This window comes from Anaerolineales bacterium, assembly GCA_015075625.1.
Lineage (GTDB): Bacteria > Chloroflexota > Anaerolineae > Aggregatilineales > UBA2796 > UBA2796.
The window spans coordinates 234,322-251,341 of sequence record JABTTZ010000004.1; the positions used below are offsets into that span (position 1 = coordinate 234,322).

The following is a 17,020-nucleotide window of genomic DNA, read 5'->3' on the forward strand; positions in this document are numbered from 1 at the left end:
CGTGTTCGGCGCCCTCCCTCGGCTGAGGTTACTTCGGCAAGACGGGCAAGACCGGCGTCGGAGGCGGCTCTACGACGGGCAGACGCCCACCGTTGATGCTGCGCACGCGGACGTAGAAGGAACTCACCCATGCCTCACCGCCAACGATGGCGATCTTGTACCACTTTCGATCCGGGCTGATGCCCAACAGCAGAAGTTCTGTTCCCAAACGCACCAAACCGATCTTCTGGTAGGTGAAGCCCGGACCCGTGCGCACACGGAGGTTATAGGTATTCACCACGCCGATACCCTGACCCTCGACCGGGATGAGCGGCGAGGGGATTGGGACCAGCGGCGCCGTCCCCAGTTGATCATCAATCACGGGCAGGGTGCGGAACTCAGCGCGTTTCATACGAATCCACGCCGCGTAGACCCATGCCGTTCCTGTCTCAAGCTGGATTTGCAGCCACGTTCCCCGTTTGTTCTTGGCGAGGATGCTTACCCGCGTGTTGAGCTTCAGCAAGCCGATGATCTCGCAATCAAGGCTTGGGCAGACGCGCACCCGCAAGCGGTAGGCGATGACCGTGCCTGTGATTGGACCGGCGGGCAAGAAGCCGCCTTCAGGTGTCCCCGTCCCTGTACTTGGCGCTGCCACAGCCGCCGTGCCGGGTGCGGTGAACTTGATGGTTACCGTTTGGTTGATGAAGACCACCGGATTGTCGTTCACGCTGGCGCTAAAGACAGACTCGCCTTGCGCGGACGAACGCACCGTAAACTTCACCTGACCGCTGGAGTCAGAGACATTCGAGGTTGCCTGCTCAATAATCAACGTGCTTGGCGCCGGATTCGCCGTGAGCGTCACCGTCTTGCCCGTGATGGGCTGGTCGGCGTCGTTCTTGAGCGTCACGGTGATGGTTGCCTTAAACGTTCCATCAGCAGGGATAGAGATGTAGTCGGTGACCACCGTCGATTTCGAGGCGCTTACGACCCCTGTTCCTGTGCCAGTAGTGAAGGTCACCACCGGTGGGTTTTGGTTGTAGGTGACTGGTCCGCCGAAGCTGTTCGTTGCCGAGTACGGGATTTGCACCGTCTGGGCAATGGACGACTTGATCGTGAAGGTCACTTGTCCACTGGCGTTCGTTGTCCCCGTCAGACCGGGCGAGAAGGTCAAGCCGTTGCTGCTGTTCGGTTGCAGGGTGACGGTGGTGTTTGGCGCCGGCGTGGTGTTGTTCAGTTGGTAGATGGTGATCGTCAACGTGACCAACGTCGTGTTGTCTGCCGGAGCGCTGGTTGGCGTCAGGGTATAGCTAGACAGCGTGCCGGGTTCGGCGGGGTTGGTTGCCCGGATTTCGATGAGCAAGCTGCTGGTGTTGTTCCCCAACGTGGTACTAGGTTCGCCGCCGCCGCTGACGGACGCCGTGTTCGTCACAAACCCATTGCTCACAGGCAGGACATTCACGATGATCGTCTGGACTTCGTTAGCATTCATCGGCGTGCTGCGTGTACAGGTGACTGTTGCGCCGGCTGTTTGCGCACCAGAACAGCTAAAGCCGCCGCCAGAAGCAGAGATGAACTGAAGCGCCGTCGGCAAGGTATCAGTGACGGTGATCGTCCCGGAGGTCGGTCCGCCGTTGCCGTTGGCGATGGTCAAGTTGAACGACCCGTTCACGTTTTGGCGTAGGAAGGTCGTCCCGCTTGGCAAGGACTTCGTGATCGAGAGGTCGGGCGCCCCGCTGATCGGGATAGCGCCGGTGCTGCCAGAATTGTTGCTGGTGGTCACATCGCCACCGCCGCTGACCGTCGCCGTGTTGATCACACCGCTGCTGGATTGGGTGTTGCCCGAAACCGTCAGGGTGACTGTAGCGCTGCCGCTCACGGCAATGGCGGTGGTGGTGGTGCAGGTCACGGTTGCGCCCGCCGTCTGCGTTCCGGTGCAGGTGAAGCCACCCGTCCCTGAACCGCTGACATAGGTCAACTGGACTGGGATCGTGTCGGTGACGGTGATTGTCCCTGTCGTCGGCAGCGTCCCGATGTTCGTCACGGTGATTGTGTAGTTTCCATCGGCGCCAACGGCGAAGCTGCTCGGACCACTCTTGGAGAGTGTCAGATCAGGCGACGGTCCGGCGACGACGGTTGTTGTGTCTGAGCCTGTGGCTGGCGAGTTATCGCCGCCACCTTGCACGCTGACGTTGTTCGTGTACGTGCCGGGGGTGACCCCGCTCAGGCTGACGGTAAGATCAAGGAAAGTTGCCGTTGAAGCACCGATGACGATGTTCGATTGGCAAGTAACCGTTGTTGTTCCGGTGCAGGTAAAGCCTGCCGGACTGCTGTGGCTGCTATAGGTCATGCCCCCAGGGAGCGTATCGGTGACAACGATGTTGCTGCCGTCTGTCGCCACCGTGCCAACGTTTTCCACCGTGATGCGGTACGTTCCCGTGCCGCTGCTGATGGTGAAGTTGCCCGCGGGAACTTCGGTCTTGGTCACCGTTAGGTTTGGAAGCGGCGAGGCGTTCACCGTTGTTGTGTCGCTGCCAGAAGACGACGAGGTATCGCCGCCGCCAATGACCGACACATTGTTGGTGACTGTTCCCGTCCCTGTTAGGTTTACGGTGAGATCGAAGAAGAAGACACCACTGGGCGCAATGACGTTCGTGAAGGTGCAGGTGACGGTGGATGTCCCCGTGCAGCTTACGCCGCCGCTGGCGCTGTTGAAGTTCATGATGCTGGGGAGTGTATCGGTGACGGTGATCGTGCCGCTGGTTGAGCCAGAGCCGACATTCGTCACGGTGATACGGTACGTTCCCGTGCCGTTGGAGAGGGTGAAGTCGCCAGCAGGTTGTTCCGTCTTGCTCACGACGAGATCAGGCACACCGTTCACGATCACATTCGTCGGATCGATGAAGCTGTCGTTTGCCGAGTTCGCATCACCCGTCGTCGTGACGGTAACTGAGGTGTTCGGGAATGTTCCGGCGGTGCTAGGAATCAGCTGCAAGGTGATCGGTAGGCTGCCGCTGCTGGCGGGGATGGGTGAGCTTGATAAGCGCACGCACTCTGCCGTTGGCACGCCGAGGAGAGACACCTGCGAACAGGTGAAGTTGCTGCCGCTGTTGCCCGCCACGACGCTGAAGCCGCTTGGAAGCGCTTTGCGGACGTACACATCCGCCGTCGTCGGACCGGAGCCGATATTCGCTACGTTGATGGTAAAAACGCCCTGAACGCCAAGCGTGAAGGGATTGACATGCGACTCACTGACAAGCTGCATATCCGGCGCAGCACCAGAGGTCACAATCGTTGGGTCGGTGGCGTTGTTGTTCAGCGCACTGCCATCGATGCCGGAAACAACGATGCTGGCACCAGGTGTGTAGCTGCCCGCCGTCGTCACGTTTACGGTGATCACAATGTCTGGGTAGAAGCTGCCCGCCGTCAGCGCATCGCTGCGCGTACATTGGACATTCGTCCCCCCAAAGGGAGCGCACGTCCAGCCCACCGCACTGCCTACTGAGGCAAAAGCCAATTGGGTGGGGAGATTTGTCGTCATTTCGACCAGCCCACCAGCATAGTTCACGGCGCTCACATTTTGGACGCGGATCGTGTAGGTGCCGGGGCTGCCCACGATGAAGTTCCCCGTGTGGGTCATCGTCACGGCGAGGTCAGATTGGGGTGTTGGCTGAACGGTGATCCCCGTTTGGGCGCTGTTGTTCGCCGTGTTGTTTTCCGTCGCTGCAATAGCGATGGTGGAGTTCAGATTGTAGACTGCCGAACTGCTGACGGAGGCGCCTTGTAGGGTCAGGGTAAAGACCGCCGTATCGCCTGTCGCCATGACGTTCGTGCTCGTCCATTCAAAGACGCCAGGTGTTAGCGTCGCCCCACCAGACCAGCCGCTCGCATTCGTATTTGTGACATACGTCAGACCTGCCGTATCAAAGCTGGTCGTCAGGGTCATCGTGGCGCCCGTCGTGGCACGTAGTCCGATATTTGTCACGGTGATCGTGCAGGTGGTGTTCTGCCCAGTGCTGATCGTCAGCGGCGTGCAGCTATGGCTCACGGTGAGGTCAGCCGTCGGCTCTACCTCAACAATGAGGGTATCTGTCGCCGTATTATTGCCAAGTAGTGAGCTAGGTTCGCCCGCGTTCGCCACTGTCACCGTGTTCACGACCGAACCAAGTGGGGTTAGATCGGTGGCGTAGGCCTGGAACTCAAAGGTTGACTCTGCGTTCGGGGCAAGCGTCCCACTGAAGGTGAAGACGGGCGCAGTTGCTCCATCGGGGCTGCTGGTCGTCCACGCCCCAAGCAGCGGGAGCGTCCCGCCGAGGTACATACGCATTCCGGTGGGAAGCGTATCGGTCACGGTGATCGTGCCGGTGGAGGTTGCCGCGCCGATGTTGCGCACGGTGATGCGGATATTTCGCGAGACGGTGCGGGGGAATGTCCCCGTATGGGTTTTGGTGATCAGCAGGTCTGCCGTGCTGATGTTGAAAGTGTAGGTCTTCGTATCTGCCGGCGTGCCGGGATCAAACCCACCGTTGATCGTCACCGTCACCGGGAAGTTACTGGCGATGGGTGGCGCGGTGAATTCGACTTCAACAGTTTCGGGATCTGCTTGCCGGACGTTGCCCGCTGTTTCTGTACAGGTGAGTGTTGGCGCAGCAAAAACACAGCCGCCGGTGAAGTCGATAGTCGAGGTTCCGGTGCTGCTGATGACGTTCGCCGCGGTGACTCCCGATGGGAAGGTGAAGGTCAGGATGATGGGGTTGCCCGCTGTTGCCGTCGCATTGGAAATGCTGCTGTTTTCCACCGTAAAGGTGAAGCGGCTGTTCGGATCAAGCGCCACAAAGGGGCTTGGTGTTTGCGAGACAACGGTGTTGCTCAGGATGAGATCAGGGGCAGCAATCGGACCCGCATAGGTGTGCGATCCGGTGTTGTTGCTGGTATTCTGGTCAGCAGTGACGGTTGCTGTCGCTGTGTTCGTCACGTTCGTCGCGCCGATGCCCGTGTTGCGGGCGCGGACGGTGAAACTAATCACGCCCGTCTGCCCCACGTCCAAGTCGGCTGTATTTGTACAACTGACCATCTGCCCGGCGAGCGTACAGTTCCAGCTTATCATGTCCCCGGTGAAGGTGAACGTGCCGGCAACCGGAAGCAGAATGGCGGGAACGGTGTCGCTCAGGGAGATTGTCCCTGTGGCGGCGCGGAAGCCCAAGCCGGGGAAGGTCGTGTTGCTGACATTGGCAACGGTGATCGAGTAGGTGGCATTCACCCCAACGGCGAGATCGCCCGTCAGGTCTTTCGTCACCGCCACATCAATCCCCTTCACATCAACCGGAAGGCTGAAGGAATTATTGCCTGTCACCTGATCAAACGCCGTGTTGACAGTGACGGTATTTGTCACCGTGCCAACGACGGTTGGCGTCACCGTGATGGTGATTGTTGCCGTCGCGCTGGTGGCAAGGGTTGCTGTCCGTACGCAGGTGACCGTCTGCCCACTCGTATTGCACGAGGGGAAATCGGCTGAGGTGACGGAGTTAATCGTCAACCCGGCTGGAACAGTATCGACAACGGTGATGCTGTTTGCCCCGCTGAAGGTTGGTCCGCCGTTGTTCGTCACCGTGATGGTGAAGGTGCGCGTCCCCAAGCCAACGACAAAATCGGGCGAAGCCGTCTTTGTCACGGAGAGGTCAGGCTGGCGGTAAATATCGCCAATGGCGGAGGCGGAGTTATCGCCCGTCGAAGCGGCGGGTTCTTCCACACTAAAGACCGTAGCGATATTCCCAGTTAGGGGCAGAGTTGCGTTTGGACCAGGATTGGTAGGATTGGTATAAACCGTGATGTCAGGGGCGGTTTGCCCGGCGAGAAGTTGCAAATTGTATTGGCACGCCAACTGTTGCCCGCCCAATTGGATGGTGCAGTTCCAGTTCGTCCCCGACCAATTTGTAATCAGGTTGTTCGAGCCGGCGTTGTCGTTGACAAAGACCGGTTGAATGGTCGCTGTGGCGCTGCCCTTATTGCGGACACTGATGATAAATCGCGCTTCGTTATTGTGAACCAGCGGCGGGTTTTGCAAAATTTTCGTGATGGTCAGATCAGGCACACCAGCGACGGGGGTTGACCCCTGTCCGGTGTTATTGAAGGTGTTGTCATCACTGTTGGAGACGCTCGCCGTAAGGGTAATCGTCGGTGAGGCATTCGTATCAATGCTGATTGGAATCACAAATTGGCTCGTCCCGCTGTTGGCGGCAATGCTATTGCCAACATCGAGCGTACACGTTGCCGAGGTCGTGGTGTTCACCACGCACGTCCAGTTTGTGCCAGAGCCACCTGTGATTTGCGCCCCTCCAGCAATGTTCAGGTTGACGACAATAGGCTCGCCTATCGTGGAATCTGCCTGAACGGTGCCGAAGTTTGTCACTGTCACCGTGTAGTTGTATCCCGTCGCCGTTCCAGCAATGAAGGACCCAGCATTCGCCGTGACCCCATTCTGGACGGAGAGATCAACTCCTGATGGTAGCGCCCGAACCGTCCATACACCAGCGCCAAACGCCAGCGTGAGGATCAGTATGGTGGCAAGGAGTAACCGCCGTCCTCTAGTCATAGATAATCTCCCAATGAAACGTAACTACCCGCGAAAAGGGTGAATGGATGAACATGATCGACACTCTATAGCGCTGCCTCTCCCGCTGTTACCCCAGTATGTGCCGCGTCTGAGTGTAGCGTTAATTCCTTTACCGCGATAGAGGGTGAGAGGTGACGGAATCCTTGAGGGGAATTTTGTAGGGAGGCTGTTCATATTTTTAGACAAGACACTAGTTCAAAAATTCGCTCACTCCCCCTGCCCAGTCAAACTCCTTATGGGAGAGGGGGTAGGGCACCAAGCGCTATATCAACCCGCCGTCCCTTGCCCCTCCCCGTGGGGCGCAATGGATGGTACGCCTGTACGAGTCCATTTGTACAGGCTGCAAAATATACCCTTGACAGTCCCCTAATTTACTCTATGATAACAGATAATAAAAGGCTTTAATAGTCTACAAAGGGTCATTATAGCTCAAGTGCCGGGGTAGCTCAGTTGGCAGAGCAAGTAAAATACTCTGAGCAGTGTTCTCCGCGCAAGCGGCAGCGAGATTTCAGAGTTACTCCATTCGTAATGGCTAGGTCGTAGGTTCGAGTCCTATCCCCGGCTTTGTGCAGCAGTGAGGTAAGCGGTTACTTCGTGCAGTACCCTCACTGGTTGGACTGCAATCAGCCTTCTTACAAGAAGGACAGGCGTCGTTCATTTTCCCTTGATCACCACCGCCTGCCCATCGGCAGGTATATCGTGATAAGCGGGGGTGTCAACCACTGAGGGGTCAATCTCGTTGAAAAATACTGTAGGTTCGAATCCTAAACCTGATGGCTCTTGATCGGATGACCATCAGGAAACCGCTTTCAATGTTCTCCTCGCATCAATACTGTGCATAGCAGGGCAGTGAGTGTGTCGGATACTTCAAGGTCTAGTGGCGCAAGCCGTGCAGGTTCGATCCCTGCCTTCTCCTTCGGGAGATGTGGCGGAATTGGCAGACGCGCTAGAGAAAATACCGGCGCCAAGATTCTCCCTGTTTTTTTCTAATGTCTACGCCTGAACAATGAACGGGCAGTGAGTGGTTGGGTTACTTCATTTGTCAACGATGGCAAGACCATCATCCATGTGGCTAACGTCACATAGATGGTGGGGGAAACCCCAACCGCAGCGTTCTCTCGTTCACTTTTATAGGACTTACGCAGTTGAACGTGTTTGCCCTGTAGTCATCGAAAGAGGACGTTTGAGGGGGCTTCCCCCTCAAAAAATGAATACCCCCTTCTCCCAGTGGGAGCGGGTACACGCCGAAGGCGGGTCGCAGGGGGATGAGGGCAACTGCGTAACCTCTAATTTATCAAGGTGAGTGCATCATGGGCTTTCTGAACCGCAAGAAGAAAAGGGCTGAGCGGGCGAACACGCATCTGAACTGGATGGGTGGTCCCTCTTACGACATCAACGACTCGCTGAAGCGCTTGCGCTATGCAGCCTCGTCATGCTTTTTTGGAGAGCCGATGTATTACCAGCGCGACAGTCAGGATAAGCGCCCGGCACGCAAGCGCCCGCCTGTGGCGCTGAGCGATGAGGACGTCACTCGGCTGCGCGAACTGCTCAACGCCATAGACCCCCGTGAATGGCGCGGCATGACTCCGGCTGAATTGATGGAATCAGCCATTGATGCGGCACTGGCGGCTGATCCCGAAGCAACGCTGAAGGAAGCCGTTCGCCTGCGTCAGGTGGATCACATCCGCACCACGCCTCAGGTCATCCTCGTTCGTGCCGCCAATCATCCGGCGGTGCGGGGGACGGGGTTGGTGCGGCGTTATGCGCCACAGATCATTGCCCGCGCTGATGAACCGGCTGTTGGACTGGCGTACCAGCGGGCGCTGTATGGCAAGCCGATCCCGAACGCGCTGAAGAAAGCCTGGCGCGATGCATTGGAAAAGGCGAATGAATACGCACTGGCAAAATATCGCCTTGAATCACGCACGGTGAAGTTGGTGGATGTTGCCAATCTGGTACATCCCAAGAGCGAGGCTGTGAACAAGCTGGTACGCGGCGAACTACGGCTCACCGATCAGACGTGGGAAGCGATCATCTCTGCGAAAGGCGCCTCGAAAGAAAGCTGGGAGCAGGCGCTGCCGCTGATGGGGCATATGGCGTTACTGCGCAATCTGCGGAATCTGCTCGAACAGGGGGTCGATCCGAAGGCGTTCAAGGATACCCTTATCAAAGGGGCTGCCGAGGGAAAGCAACTGCCGTTCCGCTACTACAGCGCCTATCGCGCTGTAGAGAAGATTGCGCCGCCTTCCGTGCTGGATGCTATCGAAGAATGCTTGAACTTGGCGCTGGGCAATCTGCCAACCTTTCCGGGGCGGGTGATGAGTCTGTGCGATAATAGCGGCTCTGCGCGGGGTACTACGACCTCATCTATGGGAAAAATGCAGATCAGCACCATTGCCAATCTGACGGCGATTCTCACAGCAATGCAGTCTGGGGAAGGCTATGTCGGCATCTTTGGCGACAAACTGGACATCATGGCTGTACGCAAGCGCAGTTCCCTGTTTGACCAACTCAAAGAGGTTGATAAGCGCGGCTCTGCTGTGGGAGGCGGCACCGAAAACGGGGTATGGCTGTTCTGGGATGAAGCCATTCGCACACGCCAACACTGGGACGTGGTGTTTATTTACTCGGACATGCAAGCTGGACATGGCGGACTTTACGGAACAGATCCGGGTGCATACAGCGACTTTATCTGGTCTGGTAAAGGTAATCGCTATATCGATGTGCCTAAGCTGATAGCTACCTATCGCCGCCAAGTGAATCCTCAGGTATTGGTCTTTCTGGTGCAGGTGGCGGGGTATCAGGATACGATTGTGCCTGAATTCTACGACAAGACCTACATTCTGGGCGGCTGGAGTGATGGTGTCCTGCGCTTTGCGGCGGAGATGGCAGGCTTGAACAATCTGCCGTCGGCAGAGCAAGAGTAAGCGATTGGAGGGGTTGAACAAGCCCCTTTTTCAACTCCTTCAACCCCCTTCATCCCCCGATATCATTTTCCCTGTCTACGGCGGAATAGGTAAACACAGTCCTTACCACATAGGAAGGGAATGAACGCGGGTTTTTGTGAAGCGGCTACCTCAATCTCTAAACATACGTTTAACGTTTAAGGGACTATCTGTAAATTAGGATGTGACATATGAGCGTACCCTCTTGGCAAAACGCATGTTGGCTTCTCAAAAGACGTTATTCCCCCTCTCTCGCTGTGTGGGAGAAGGGAAATCAGGTTTTTGAGGGGGATTCCCCCTCAAACTGTCCCTTTCAATGACTATAGGGGAAACATGTTCAACTACGTAACGTCTATATCTTGTTAGGGCTGAAAGATGAACAGCGGAAGTGGTTTCCAAGCCCCGGAGGGGTGGCTACCCTTAGCCCGCTGCTTTAGCGGCGGGCGATAGAGCGTCCCGACAGGAAGGACGTGTCGGCAGGAATCGGCGTGGACGCCCTCTAGGGCATCTCTACAGGGGCGGGGAACAAACCTCATCCTCCCTCGCCCCTTGTGGGCGATCTATACAACGCTAAGGCGAATGTGCCTCATTGGTTACTACCGTTACCGTTTGGGGATAAACTGATTTTCGGCAATGTACGCCTCAACCATCTCCGCAAGAAGGCGATTTCCCGATGAATCAAGGTGCGAATCGAACCCATAGTAGATCGTCTGGCCCCGCCGGATTGCCTCGCGGAAGGCGGGCAGCGTATCGAGGCACAACCACCCTCGCACCTCACACTCCGCCAGCAGGCGCTCCCGACTTATCGCCATCTGATCCAAGTAGGCTTGTCCCACTGCTTCAGTCAGGAACTCGGCGTAGGCTTCCTCTTTTGTGGGGATCACGACGATCAGCAGGCGTCCGCCCCATGCCTTTACAAGGTCTTGCCCCTCAGCCTGAGCCGCAATGCCACGCTCCCACCCATACTGTGTGCGCGGGTAGGCGTCAATGACCGTCGCATAGGGGTATTCGTTCGTATGGACAAGCAGCCGTCGCCCATTGACGAGAACGGTTTCATAATGTTTAAAGGGCGTCAGGCGGGGCGGTGGCGAAACATTCGCATTGATCAACTGCGCCAACGCCGAAAACTGCCCTAACCCGCTTGGTGGGGCAACGGGATCATCGGCGGGGGCACCGGGGAGTTCCCCCACCTCATCACGGATGCGGGCGAGGTCGTAATTGTCAGAAAGGTCGTTGTTGTACCATGCCCACACAACAAGCGCTGGTTTCCAGGGTGGGGCAAGTTCCTTCATCAGGTTCAGTTGGGCGGTTGTCCCTGTGCCAGGGATTGCCGCATTAAAAACGTTCCACCCGCCTTCTATATCCAGCGTTTCAACCCAACACTGCTCCCATGCCGTCCAGCAAAAGGTGAACGAATCCCCAAAGGTCAGAATGTCGAGCGCCCATTCGGGAGGGTCGCTGCGCAATCCGGCGCGGTGTCCCTCCCACGCGCTGATCGTGTTGAAGTTGAAGCGGGCGTCGCTCCAGCGCACAGGGTAATCGACCAAGCCAACGGGCAAACGCACTTGAAAATCACGGTCAATGGTGAAGGGCATCGGCGGGACGATGGGCGTCTCTGACCAGGGGACGCGCCGCACCCCTTGAATATCGCCCTGTACCTTTGGGGGAAGGTATTCAAAGGCAAGGCGTAGGGCAACTTCGATCAGTAGCCACGTGAAGGCAAGGCTGAACAACAAGGCGATCAGCCGCCCCCGCCACACGCGGCGGCGAGGGGGTGATTGGGTGACATCGTGACTCATAAAAATTTAGGTGACCTGTCTCATTGTTCCTCAGGCGATCTACCCTAGCGGACACCAACAGTGAAGCGCAGGAGCAAATCACCGTGTTCGTTGACCGCCCCGCTGATCGAGGCATCGCGCAGAAGCGTTGTGAGGGTGCGGTAGGTTTCATACTGGCGCCGTTGGTAGTCGTTAGGGGCAAGCAAGGCAAGGGCATCAAAGCGTGAGGTCAACTGCCCGGGCACAACATACCACCCCATGCCTGCCGTCGGAAGGGTGTATTGCCGCACCCGCCGCAGCGAGGCGGATTCCTCGGTGGGGGTTAGGACGCTCTCTACCGCTCCCCGCGACCCCATAACGAGGATCGCTTCGTCGGCAGCAAGGACAATTTCAAAGGGCGCACCGCCATAAAGAGGGACGACCTTGATCACCAACACCTCGGTATCTCTGATGTGCGTCCACGCCGAATCAATCAAAACATCCCTGACGCCAAGCAAGGTCAAGGTAATGCCCAGTTCGCTCTCTACCGTTCGCAAAAACTGACGGGCGCTGGCAGCATCGCTCACAGCGAACATCAGTCCGGCGTCAATGGTCACCCCGCCCGCATCGGAAAGGAAAAGGGCGTAGTCGCCCCTGATCCAGCCGGAGAGGTCGCGCTCGTAATCGAAACCGATCAGGTTGCTGAGGACGACATTGAAGGGGCGTTTCAGTCCCTCGATAAGCGCCGCATCCTCTGTGAACGACTGAAGGGTGAAGGTGCTGAGGATGTGTCCCGCCGCCTCCCAGAACGTTTCCGCGCTGGCGGCGAGGTCAGCCCCATGAATCACGGCGAAGGCGTTCCCCGGAACACGGGCAGCAAACTCAGGGATGAGCGCCCGTCCGCGCTGTGTGAAGGTGAAACCCAACGCCTTTAAGGGGGCAGTGTTTCCCACTGTGAAGATGGTATCCATCGTGATAGTGTCGGCATCCAAACTGGTGAACCCAACGCCTACATAGCCCGCCGCCCGCATCAAGGGCGTTAAAACCATGAGCGTATCCCATCGAAAGCCATAATAGGAGGCGTAGAACGACGAGCCGATACCTTGTTCGAGCCATGTGCGGGCGTTCGTAAAGACCACCGCTGTGTAATGTGGCAGCGGCATACGGCTGAGAGTTTTTTGGAAGTGCGGCGCATCCGCCAGCGAATTGGTGACGAGGGGGAGGCTTTCCAAGCCAATGTTTGTAGAGATAATCAGGCTGTCGTCTCGAATGGCGATTGCCGATGCGCTGAAGTTAGATATATCGCCCTGCGTAAACACTGTTTGAAAGGCGGTGTCTTCTGTCTTCTGCCACACGCCGTCCGCCTTCTGGAAAAACTGTTCCAGTGCGGCGGCTGCCCCTGCCCGATCACGAATCTGGAGGATAAAAACAGGCGCGTAAAAGGACGAAAAGCGGCTGCGGCGAAAATCCCGCGCCAAAAGGTTAATATCAGGGCGGATGAGTGCCGCCGCCCCCACATCGCCCAACCATGGACGGATGCTGGTGGCAAAGTCACCCCCGAAAAATCGCTGCCCAAACACATCCAAACTGGCAAGGAGGGCAATCATATCGCGGGTTGAAGGGGACACCGCATCGGCGGGCAGCCGCTCACGGAAGGTGGCGAGAATGGCATCAAGGCTGCCGAGGGTGGCATCGTCCAGACGGACGGCAGCGTAAAAAAAGGTGTTGGCAGGAAGAATCGCAGCCGGAACGAGCAGTGGATCAGCGGTGGGGGGTTGGGCGGCAGCGGGAGGGGTCATTCCTCCGAAGGTAAGAGCGATCAACAGGGCGACGAATCCTATCGGGCGTAGGAGGCAGAACATGAGCATATCCTCACTGGTGAACAAGGTGCTTGTCCCTAAGTACAAATAGATTGAAAACGCAGGATCGCAAGGAACATCGCATGAGTCCCAGTGCTAAAGCACCGGGCTGGAAGTAACCACCCCTTCGGGGCTTGAAAGACAAAAGAGACCTACCTTTGCCTTCTTTAAGCCTCAACGTGGCGGCTTCAGCCCCGCACCGTTTGACCAACTAGAAGTGCTTTAGAGCGCCCCTGTGACTACTGCTGTCAGCGCCTGATCCAAGCGCCGCCGCGCCGCCCCTGCCCCAATCAAGACGAGTATATCGGTCAGGTGCGGTCCGCCGCTGACGCCCGTCAGGGCGGCGCGAAGGGGCTGCATGATCGCCTTGCCACCGAGGTTGTGACTCGTTTTGAGTGCGGCACGCATCGTTTTGAAGATCGCTTCCGCCGTCTCTGGGCTTACAGCATCTTCTGCCGGAAGCGCCTCGCGTAGGGCATTGAGGGCAATTTCCGCCGCTGCTGATTGAAGGTGTTCGCGCACCTCGCCGTGATAATCAACGGGATCGATGAAGGCGAAGCGCGTTTTCTCAGCAACCTCCCCCACCGTGATCAACTCCTCTTTGACCGCCCCCAAAAGGCGATCCACCCAGCCCGAATCGTCCAAGCGCGGCGCGTCGGGGTATGCCACCTTCAGGTAAGGGAGCGCCCCCGCTGCCAGTTCAGCGGGGGGAAGGCGGCGAAGGTGCTGCTGGTTAAACCAATCCAAACGATCCACATCAAAGACGGCGGGGCTTAGGCTAAGGCGATCCAAGCTGAACGCCGCGCTGAGTTCGGCGGGGGTGAATAGTTCTTCCGTCGTGCCGGGATTCCAGCCCAAAAAGGCGAGGAAGTTCATCACCGCAGCGGGCATATAGCCCTTTTCGCGCAGGGTATCGATGCGCGTCATTTCAACGTACTTCGCGTACTCCTCATCTGCGCCTTGCCCATCATCCCGCTTCTTGATCTTTTTCCCCTGAAAGTCCGTCACAAGGGGGAGGTGAACCCAAACCGGCGCTTGCCAGCCAAAGGCGGCGTAAATCTGCTGGTGAATGGGCGTTGAGGGCAGCCACTCTTGCCCGCGCAGCACATGGGTAATCGCCATGCGCTGATCGTCCACGATCACGGCGAGGTGATAGGTGGGAAACTGGTCTGACTTCAGAATAACTGGATCACCGATCAGGGCGTTTTCAAAACGGGTATCGCCCCGCAGGTGATCCCGACAGATGGTGACGCCCTCAGTGGGCATTTTGAAGCGGATTACGCGCCCTTCGCCCGCGCCCAACCCGCGCTCTCGGCAGTGGTTGTCATATCGGGGGGGCTGACCGCGCTGCTGCTGCATCTTGCGCACGACATCCAGCCGTTCCGGGGTGCAATCGCAGTAATAGGCATGTCCCCGCGCCACCAAATTGCGGGCGGCGTCGCCATAGGCGGGAAGGTTTTCCGATTGAACGTAAGGCACTCCCCGTCCGCCGAGGTCGGGACCCTCGTCCCAGAGCAGACCGAGCCAGCGCATGGCGTCCATCAATTCAGCCTGTGCGCCCTCCACAAGCCGGGTTTGGTCGGTGTCCTCAATACGGAGGATGAACTGCCCGCCACTGTGCCGTGCCAAAAGCCAAGCGAACATGGCGGTACGGAGATTGCCGAGGTGGGTTTTTCCCGTTGGGCTAGGGGCGTAACGAGTGCGGGCGGGTGAATCAGTCATAACCTTACTTTCTCGGATCATCGTCGGGGCGGGCAAAGTACATTTTCCCCGCTGAGGTCTGAATCATGCGTTGAATGATGACATCAATGGTGCGATCAAGGTAACGTCGCCCCTGATCGACAACGACCATCGTCCCATCATCCAGGTAGCCTACCCCTTGCCCCGGTTCTTTCCCCTCTGAGGCAATTTGGATGGTGATCACTTCGTTGGGCAGCAGCGAGGCTTTCACGGCGTTGGCAAGGTCGTTCACGTTCAGAACATGGACACCCTGCAATTGAGCGATGCGGTTCAGCGTGTGGTCGGTGGTCAAAAGGTAGGCGCTCATCTGCTTGGCAAGGGCAATCAGCTTATGATCCACCTCTTTCACGCCTTCCACATCCATTTCCGTGACATAGACCGGGGCGAGGCTTTCCTTCTTCATCGTCTCAATGATTTCCAAGCCGCGCTTGCCACGTGCGCGGCGCTTGGCGTCGCTTTCATCGGCAATGTGCTGTATCTCGTGAAGGACGAACGTCGGGATAATGATTTGCCCGCTCAGGAAACCCGTTTTGCTAATGTCAAGGATGCGCCCATCAATGATGGCGCTGCTGTCCATGAGGATCACGCTCTCGTTAAAGGTTGGGTCGGCGGGGAACGCTGGATCGCGCACGGGGTAAGGGGAGCGTTCTTCTGCACGGATAATTCCCCGCGCTAGGGCGAACAACTCACGGGCGCGATAGCCAAAGACCGTCACCCCCAAATAGGCGGCGAGGATAGCAACGACGGCGGGCAGCCATTCGCTCCAGGGTTTGGGGAGCAAGCCGAGGGGGACGGAGAAAAGCGCCGCCACTATCAAGCCAACCACCAACCCAATCAGCGAAGTGACGAGGATTTCGGCAGGCATTTCAAGGACAATGCGCCGTGCCAGACGCGCAGGGCGTGTGGTGAGATAAGGTGTCAAAATCAAGCCCGTCAGCGAACCGGTTAAGCCGAAGATGAGCGCATAGGTTTCGACGGACAGCGGAGGAATGGCAATGCCCGCACCAATCCGCGCCCCAATTAGGGTGAAGATCAGCATCCCAATAAGACGCAGCCCCAATTCAGAGGTCATGATTCTGTGTCCGTAATGTCATGTGGATATATCCTGATGGCGGTCAGCCCTTCAGGGGGAAAGATGTGCAGTCTCACCGCACCATTGTCGCACGGAGCAAGGCGGGAGTCAACGTGAAGGGGCGCAAAGGGGAGAATTCTTCACCTTCACTTAAGAGCAGTATCGTCCCCAAAACGCCCTAGCCAAAACGAGGTATGCTCATCACGTTCGGTAAGCGCGACAACATAACGGTTAAACCCCTATAAGGACATTCGCTTGTGTTCATCACCTTTGAAGGACCCGAAGGCGGCGGCAAAACGACACAGATTGCCTACCTTGCCGATTGGCTGAGGGCAGAAGGATTTCGTGTTCTTCACACCCGCGAACCGGGTGGCACAGACATTGGCAATCAAGTGCGGCGGGTGCTGTTGACGCCCGGCAACGCGATGAGCGCCGCCTGTGAATTTCTACTCTATTCGGCGTCCCGCGCCCAATTGGTGAACGAAATGATCCGTCCGGCACTGGCAGCAGGGGAGATTGTCCTCTGTGATCGCTATGCCGACAGCACGCTTGCCTATCAAGGCTATGGGCGCGGGCTTGATTTGTCTGCGCTGCGGACGATCACCGCCTTTGCGACGGGCGGTTTGCAGCCCGATCTGACGATCTACCTTGATATTGATCCGGCGGCGGGCTTGGCACGCCGTGCCACCAGCAGCAAGGGCTTGGATCGTCTAGACGCCGAGTCGCTGGACTTTCACCACCGTGTGCGGGAAGGCTACATGACGCTGATGGCTGAAACACCGGAACGCTGGACGCGCATCGACGCCGATCAGCCGTTGGCGGGCGTGCAGGGGATGGTGATCCATATCGTGCGGGAGCGCTTGGCGCGGCGCGGCTTGCTCAGGTTGTAACGTCGCATTGCGCCCGCCGCGAAAAGGCTTGTTTGGGAACTACGTCAGTAAAGGGGTATGGGCAAAATTGGGTCTACCGAGGGGGCGGTTAAACCAAATGCCGAGGTTGACGGCGGCAACTTTAGTAGCGATGCGGACATATAGACCGAGATAGGTGTGTGCGTTGAC

At 57.6% G+C, this 17,020-nt stretch carries 7 protein-coding genes and 1 tRNA gene; 3 read left to right on the forward strand and 5 right to left on the reverse strand.

All coding sequences use genetic code 11. From position 1 onward, the window contains the following. Positions 1-28: 28 nt before the first annotated feature. Positions 29-6,568 carry a DUF11 domain-containing protein gene (locus HS103_18705; GenBank protein MBE7514824.1) on the reverse strand — a complete coding sequence of 2,180 codons (6,540 nt, stop codon included), beginning with the start codon at positions 6,566-6,568 and terminating at the stop codon, positions 29-31. A gap of 456 nt (positions 6,569-7,024) precedes the next feature. On the opposite strand from HS103_18705, the gene HS103_18710 reads away from it, so the two are divergent. Further along, positions 7,025-7,153 (forward strand) — tRNA-OTHER (locus HS103_18710). Between the two features lie 746 nt (positions 7,154-7,899). Beyond that, positions 7,900-9,516: a TROVE domain-containing protein gene (locus HS103_18715; protein ID MBE7514825.1), complete on the forward strand. Its 1,617-nt coding sequence runs from the start codon at positions 7,900-7,902 to the stop codon at positions 9,514-9,516. A gap of 620 nt (positions 9,517-10,136) precedes the next feature. Here the strand turns inward: HS103_18715 and HS103_18720 are convergent. The 4 genes from HS103_18720 to HS103_18735 all read right to left on the reverse strand — a co-directional run bounded on the left by HS103_18720 (position 10,137) and on the right by HS103_18735 (position 15,962). After that, a complete protein-coding gene (locus HS103_18720) occupies positions 10,137-11,333 on the reverse strand; it encodes a hypothetical protein (protein ID MBE7514826.1) in 1,197 nt (398 codons plus the stop codon). A 44-nt stretch (positions 11,334-11,377) separates the two neighbouring features. Then, positions 11,378-13,177, reverse strand: coding sequence for a DUF3352 domain-containing protein (locus HS103_18725; GenBank protein MBE7514827.1), 1,800 nt, complete (start codon positions 13,175-13,177; stop codon positions 11,378-11,380). A gap of 195 nt (positions 13,178-13,372) precedes the next feature. Beyond that, the gene (locus HS103_18730; GenBank protein MBE7514828.1) at positions 13,373-14,872 is read right to left on the reverse strand and encodes a glutamate--tRNA ligase; all 1,500 of its coding nucleotides are present in this window, start codon (positions 14,870-14,872) and stop codon (positions 13,373-13,375) included. 4 nt (positions 14,873-14,876) lie between these two features. Further along, entirely contained in the window at positions 14,877-15,962 is a 1,086-nt protein-coding gene (locus HS103_18735; protein MBE7514829.1) for a PIN domain nuclease, read from the reverse strand. 257 nt (positions 15,963-16,219) lie between these two features. Between HS103_18735 and HS103_18740 the strand changes: the two genes are divergently transcribed. After that, the gene (locus tag HS103_18740; protein ID MBE7514830.1) at positions 16,220-16,852 is read left to right on the forward strand and encodes a dTMP kinase; all 633 of its coding nucleotides are present in this window, start codon (positions 16,220-16,222) and stop codon (positions 16,850-16,852) included. The last annotated feature ends 168 nt before the right edge of the window (positions 16,853-17,020 follow it).

Coding starts and splice junctions, on each gene's coding strand:
- HS103_18705 (MBE7514824.1), bottom strand. CDS start 6,568: ATGACTAGAGGACGGCGGTTACTCCTTGCCACCATACTGATCCTCACG.
- HS103_18715 (MBE7514825.1), top strand. CDS start 7,900: ATGGGCTTTCTGAACCGCAAGAAGAAAAGGGCTGAGCGGGCGAACACG.
- HS103_18720 (MBE7514826.1), bottom strand. CDS start 11,333: ATGAGTCACGATGTCACCCAATCACCCCCTCGCCGCCGCGTGTGGCGG.
- HS103_18730 (MBE7514828.1), bottom strand. CDS start 14,872: ATGACTGATTCACCCGCCCGCACTCGTTACGCCCCTAGCCCAACGGGA.
- HS103_18735 (MBE7514829.1), bottom strand. CDS start 15,962: ATGACCTCTGAATTGGGGCTGCGTCTTATTGGGATGCTGATCTTCACC.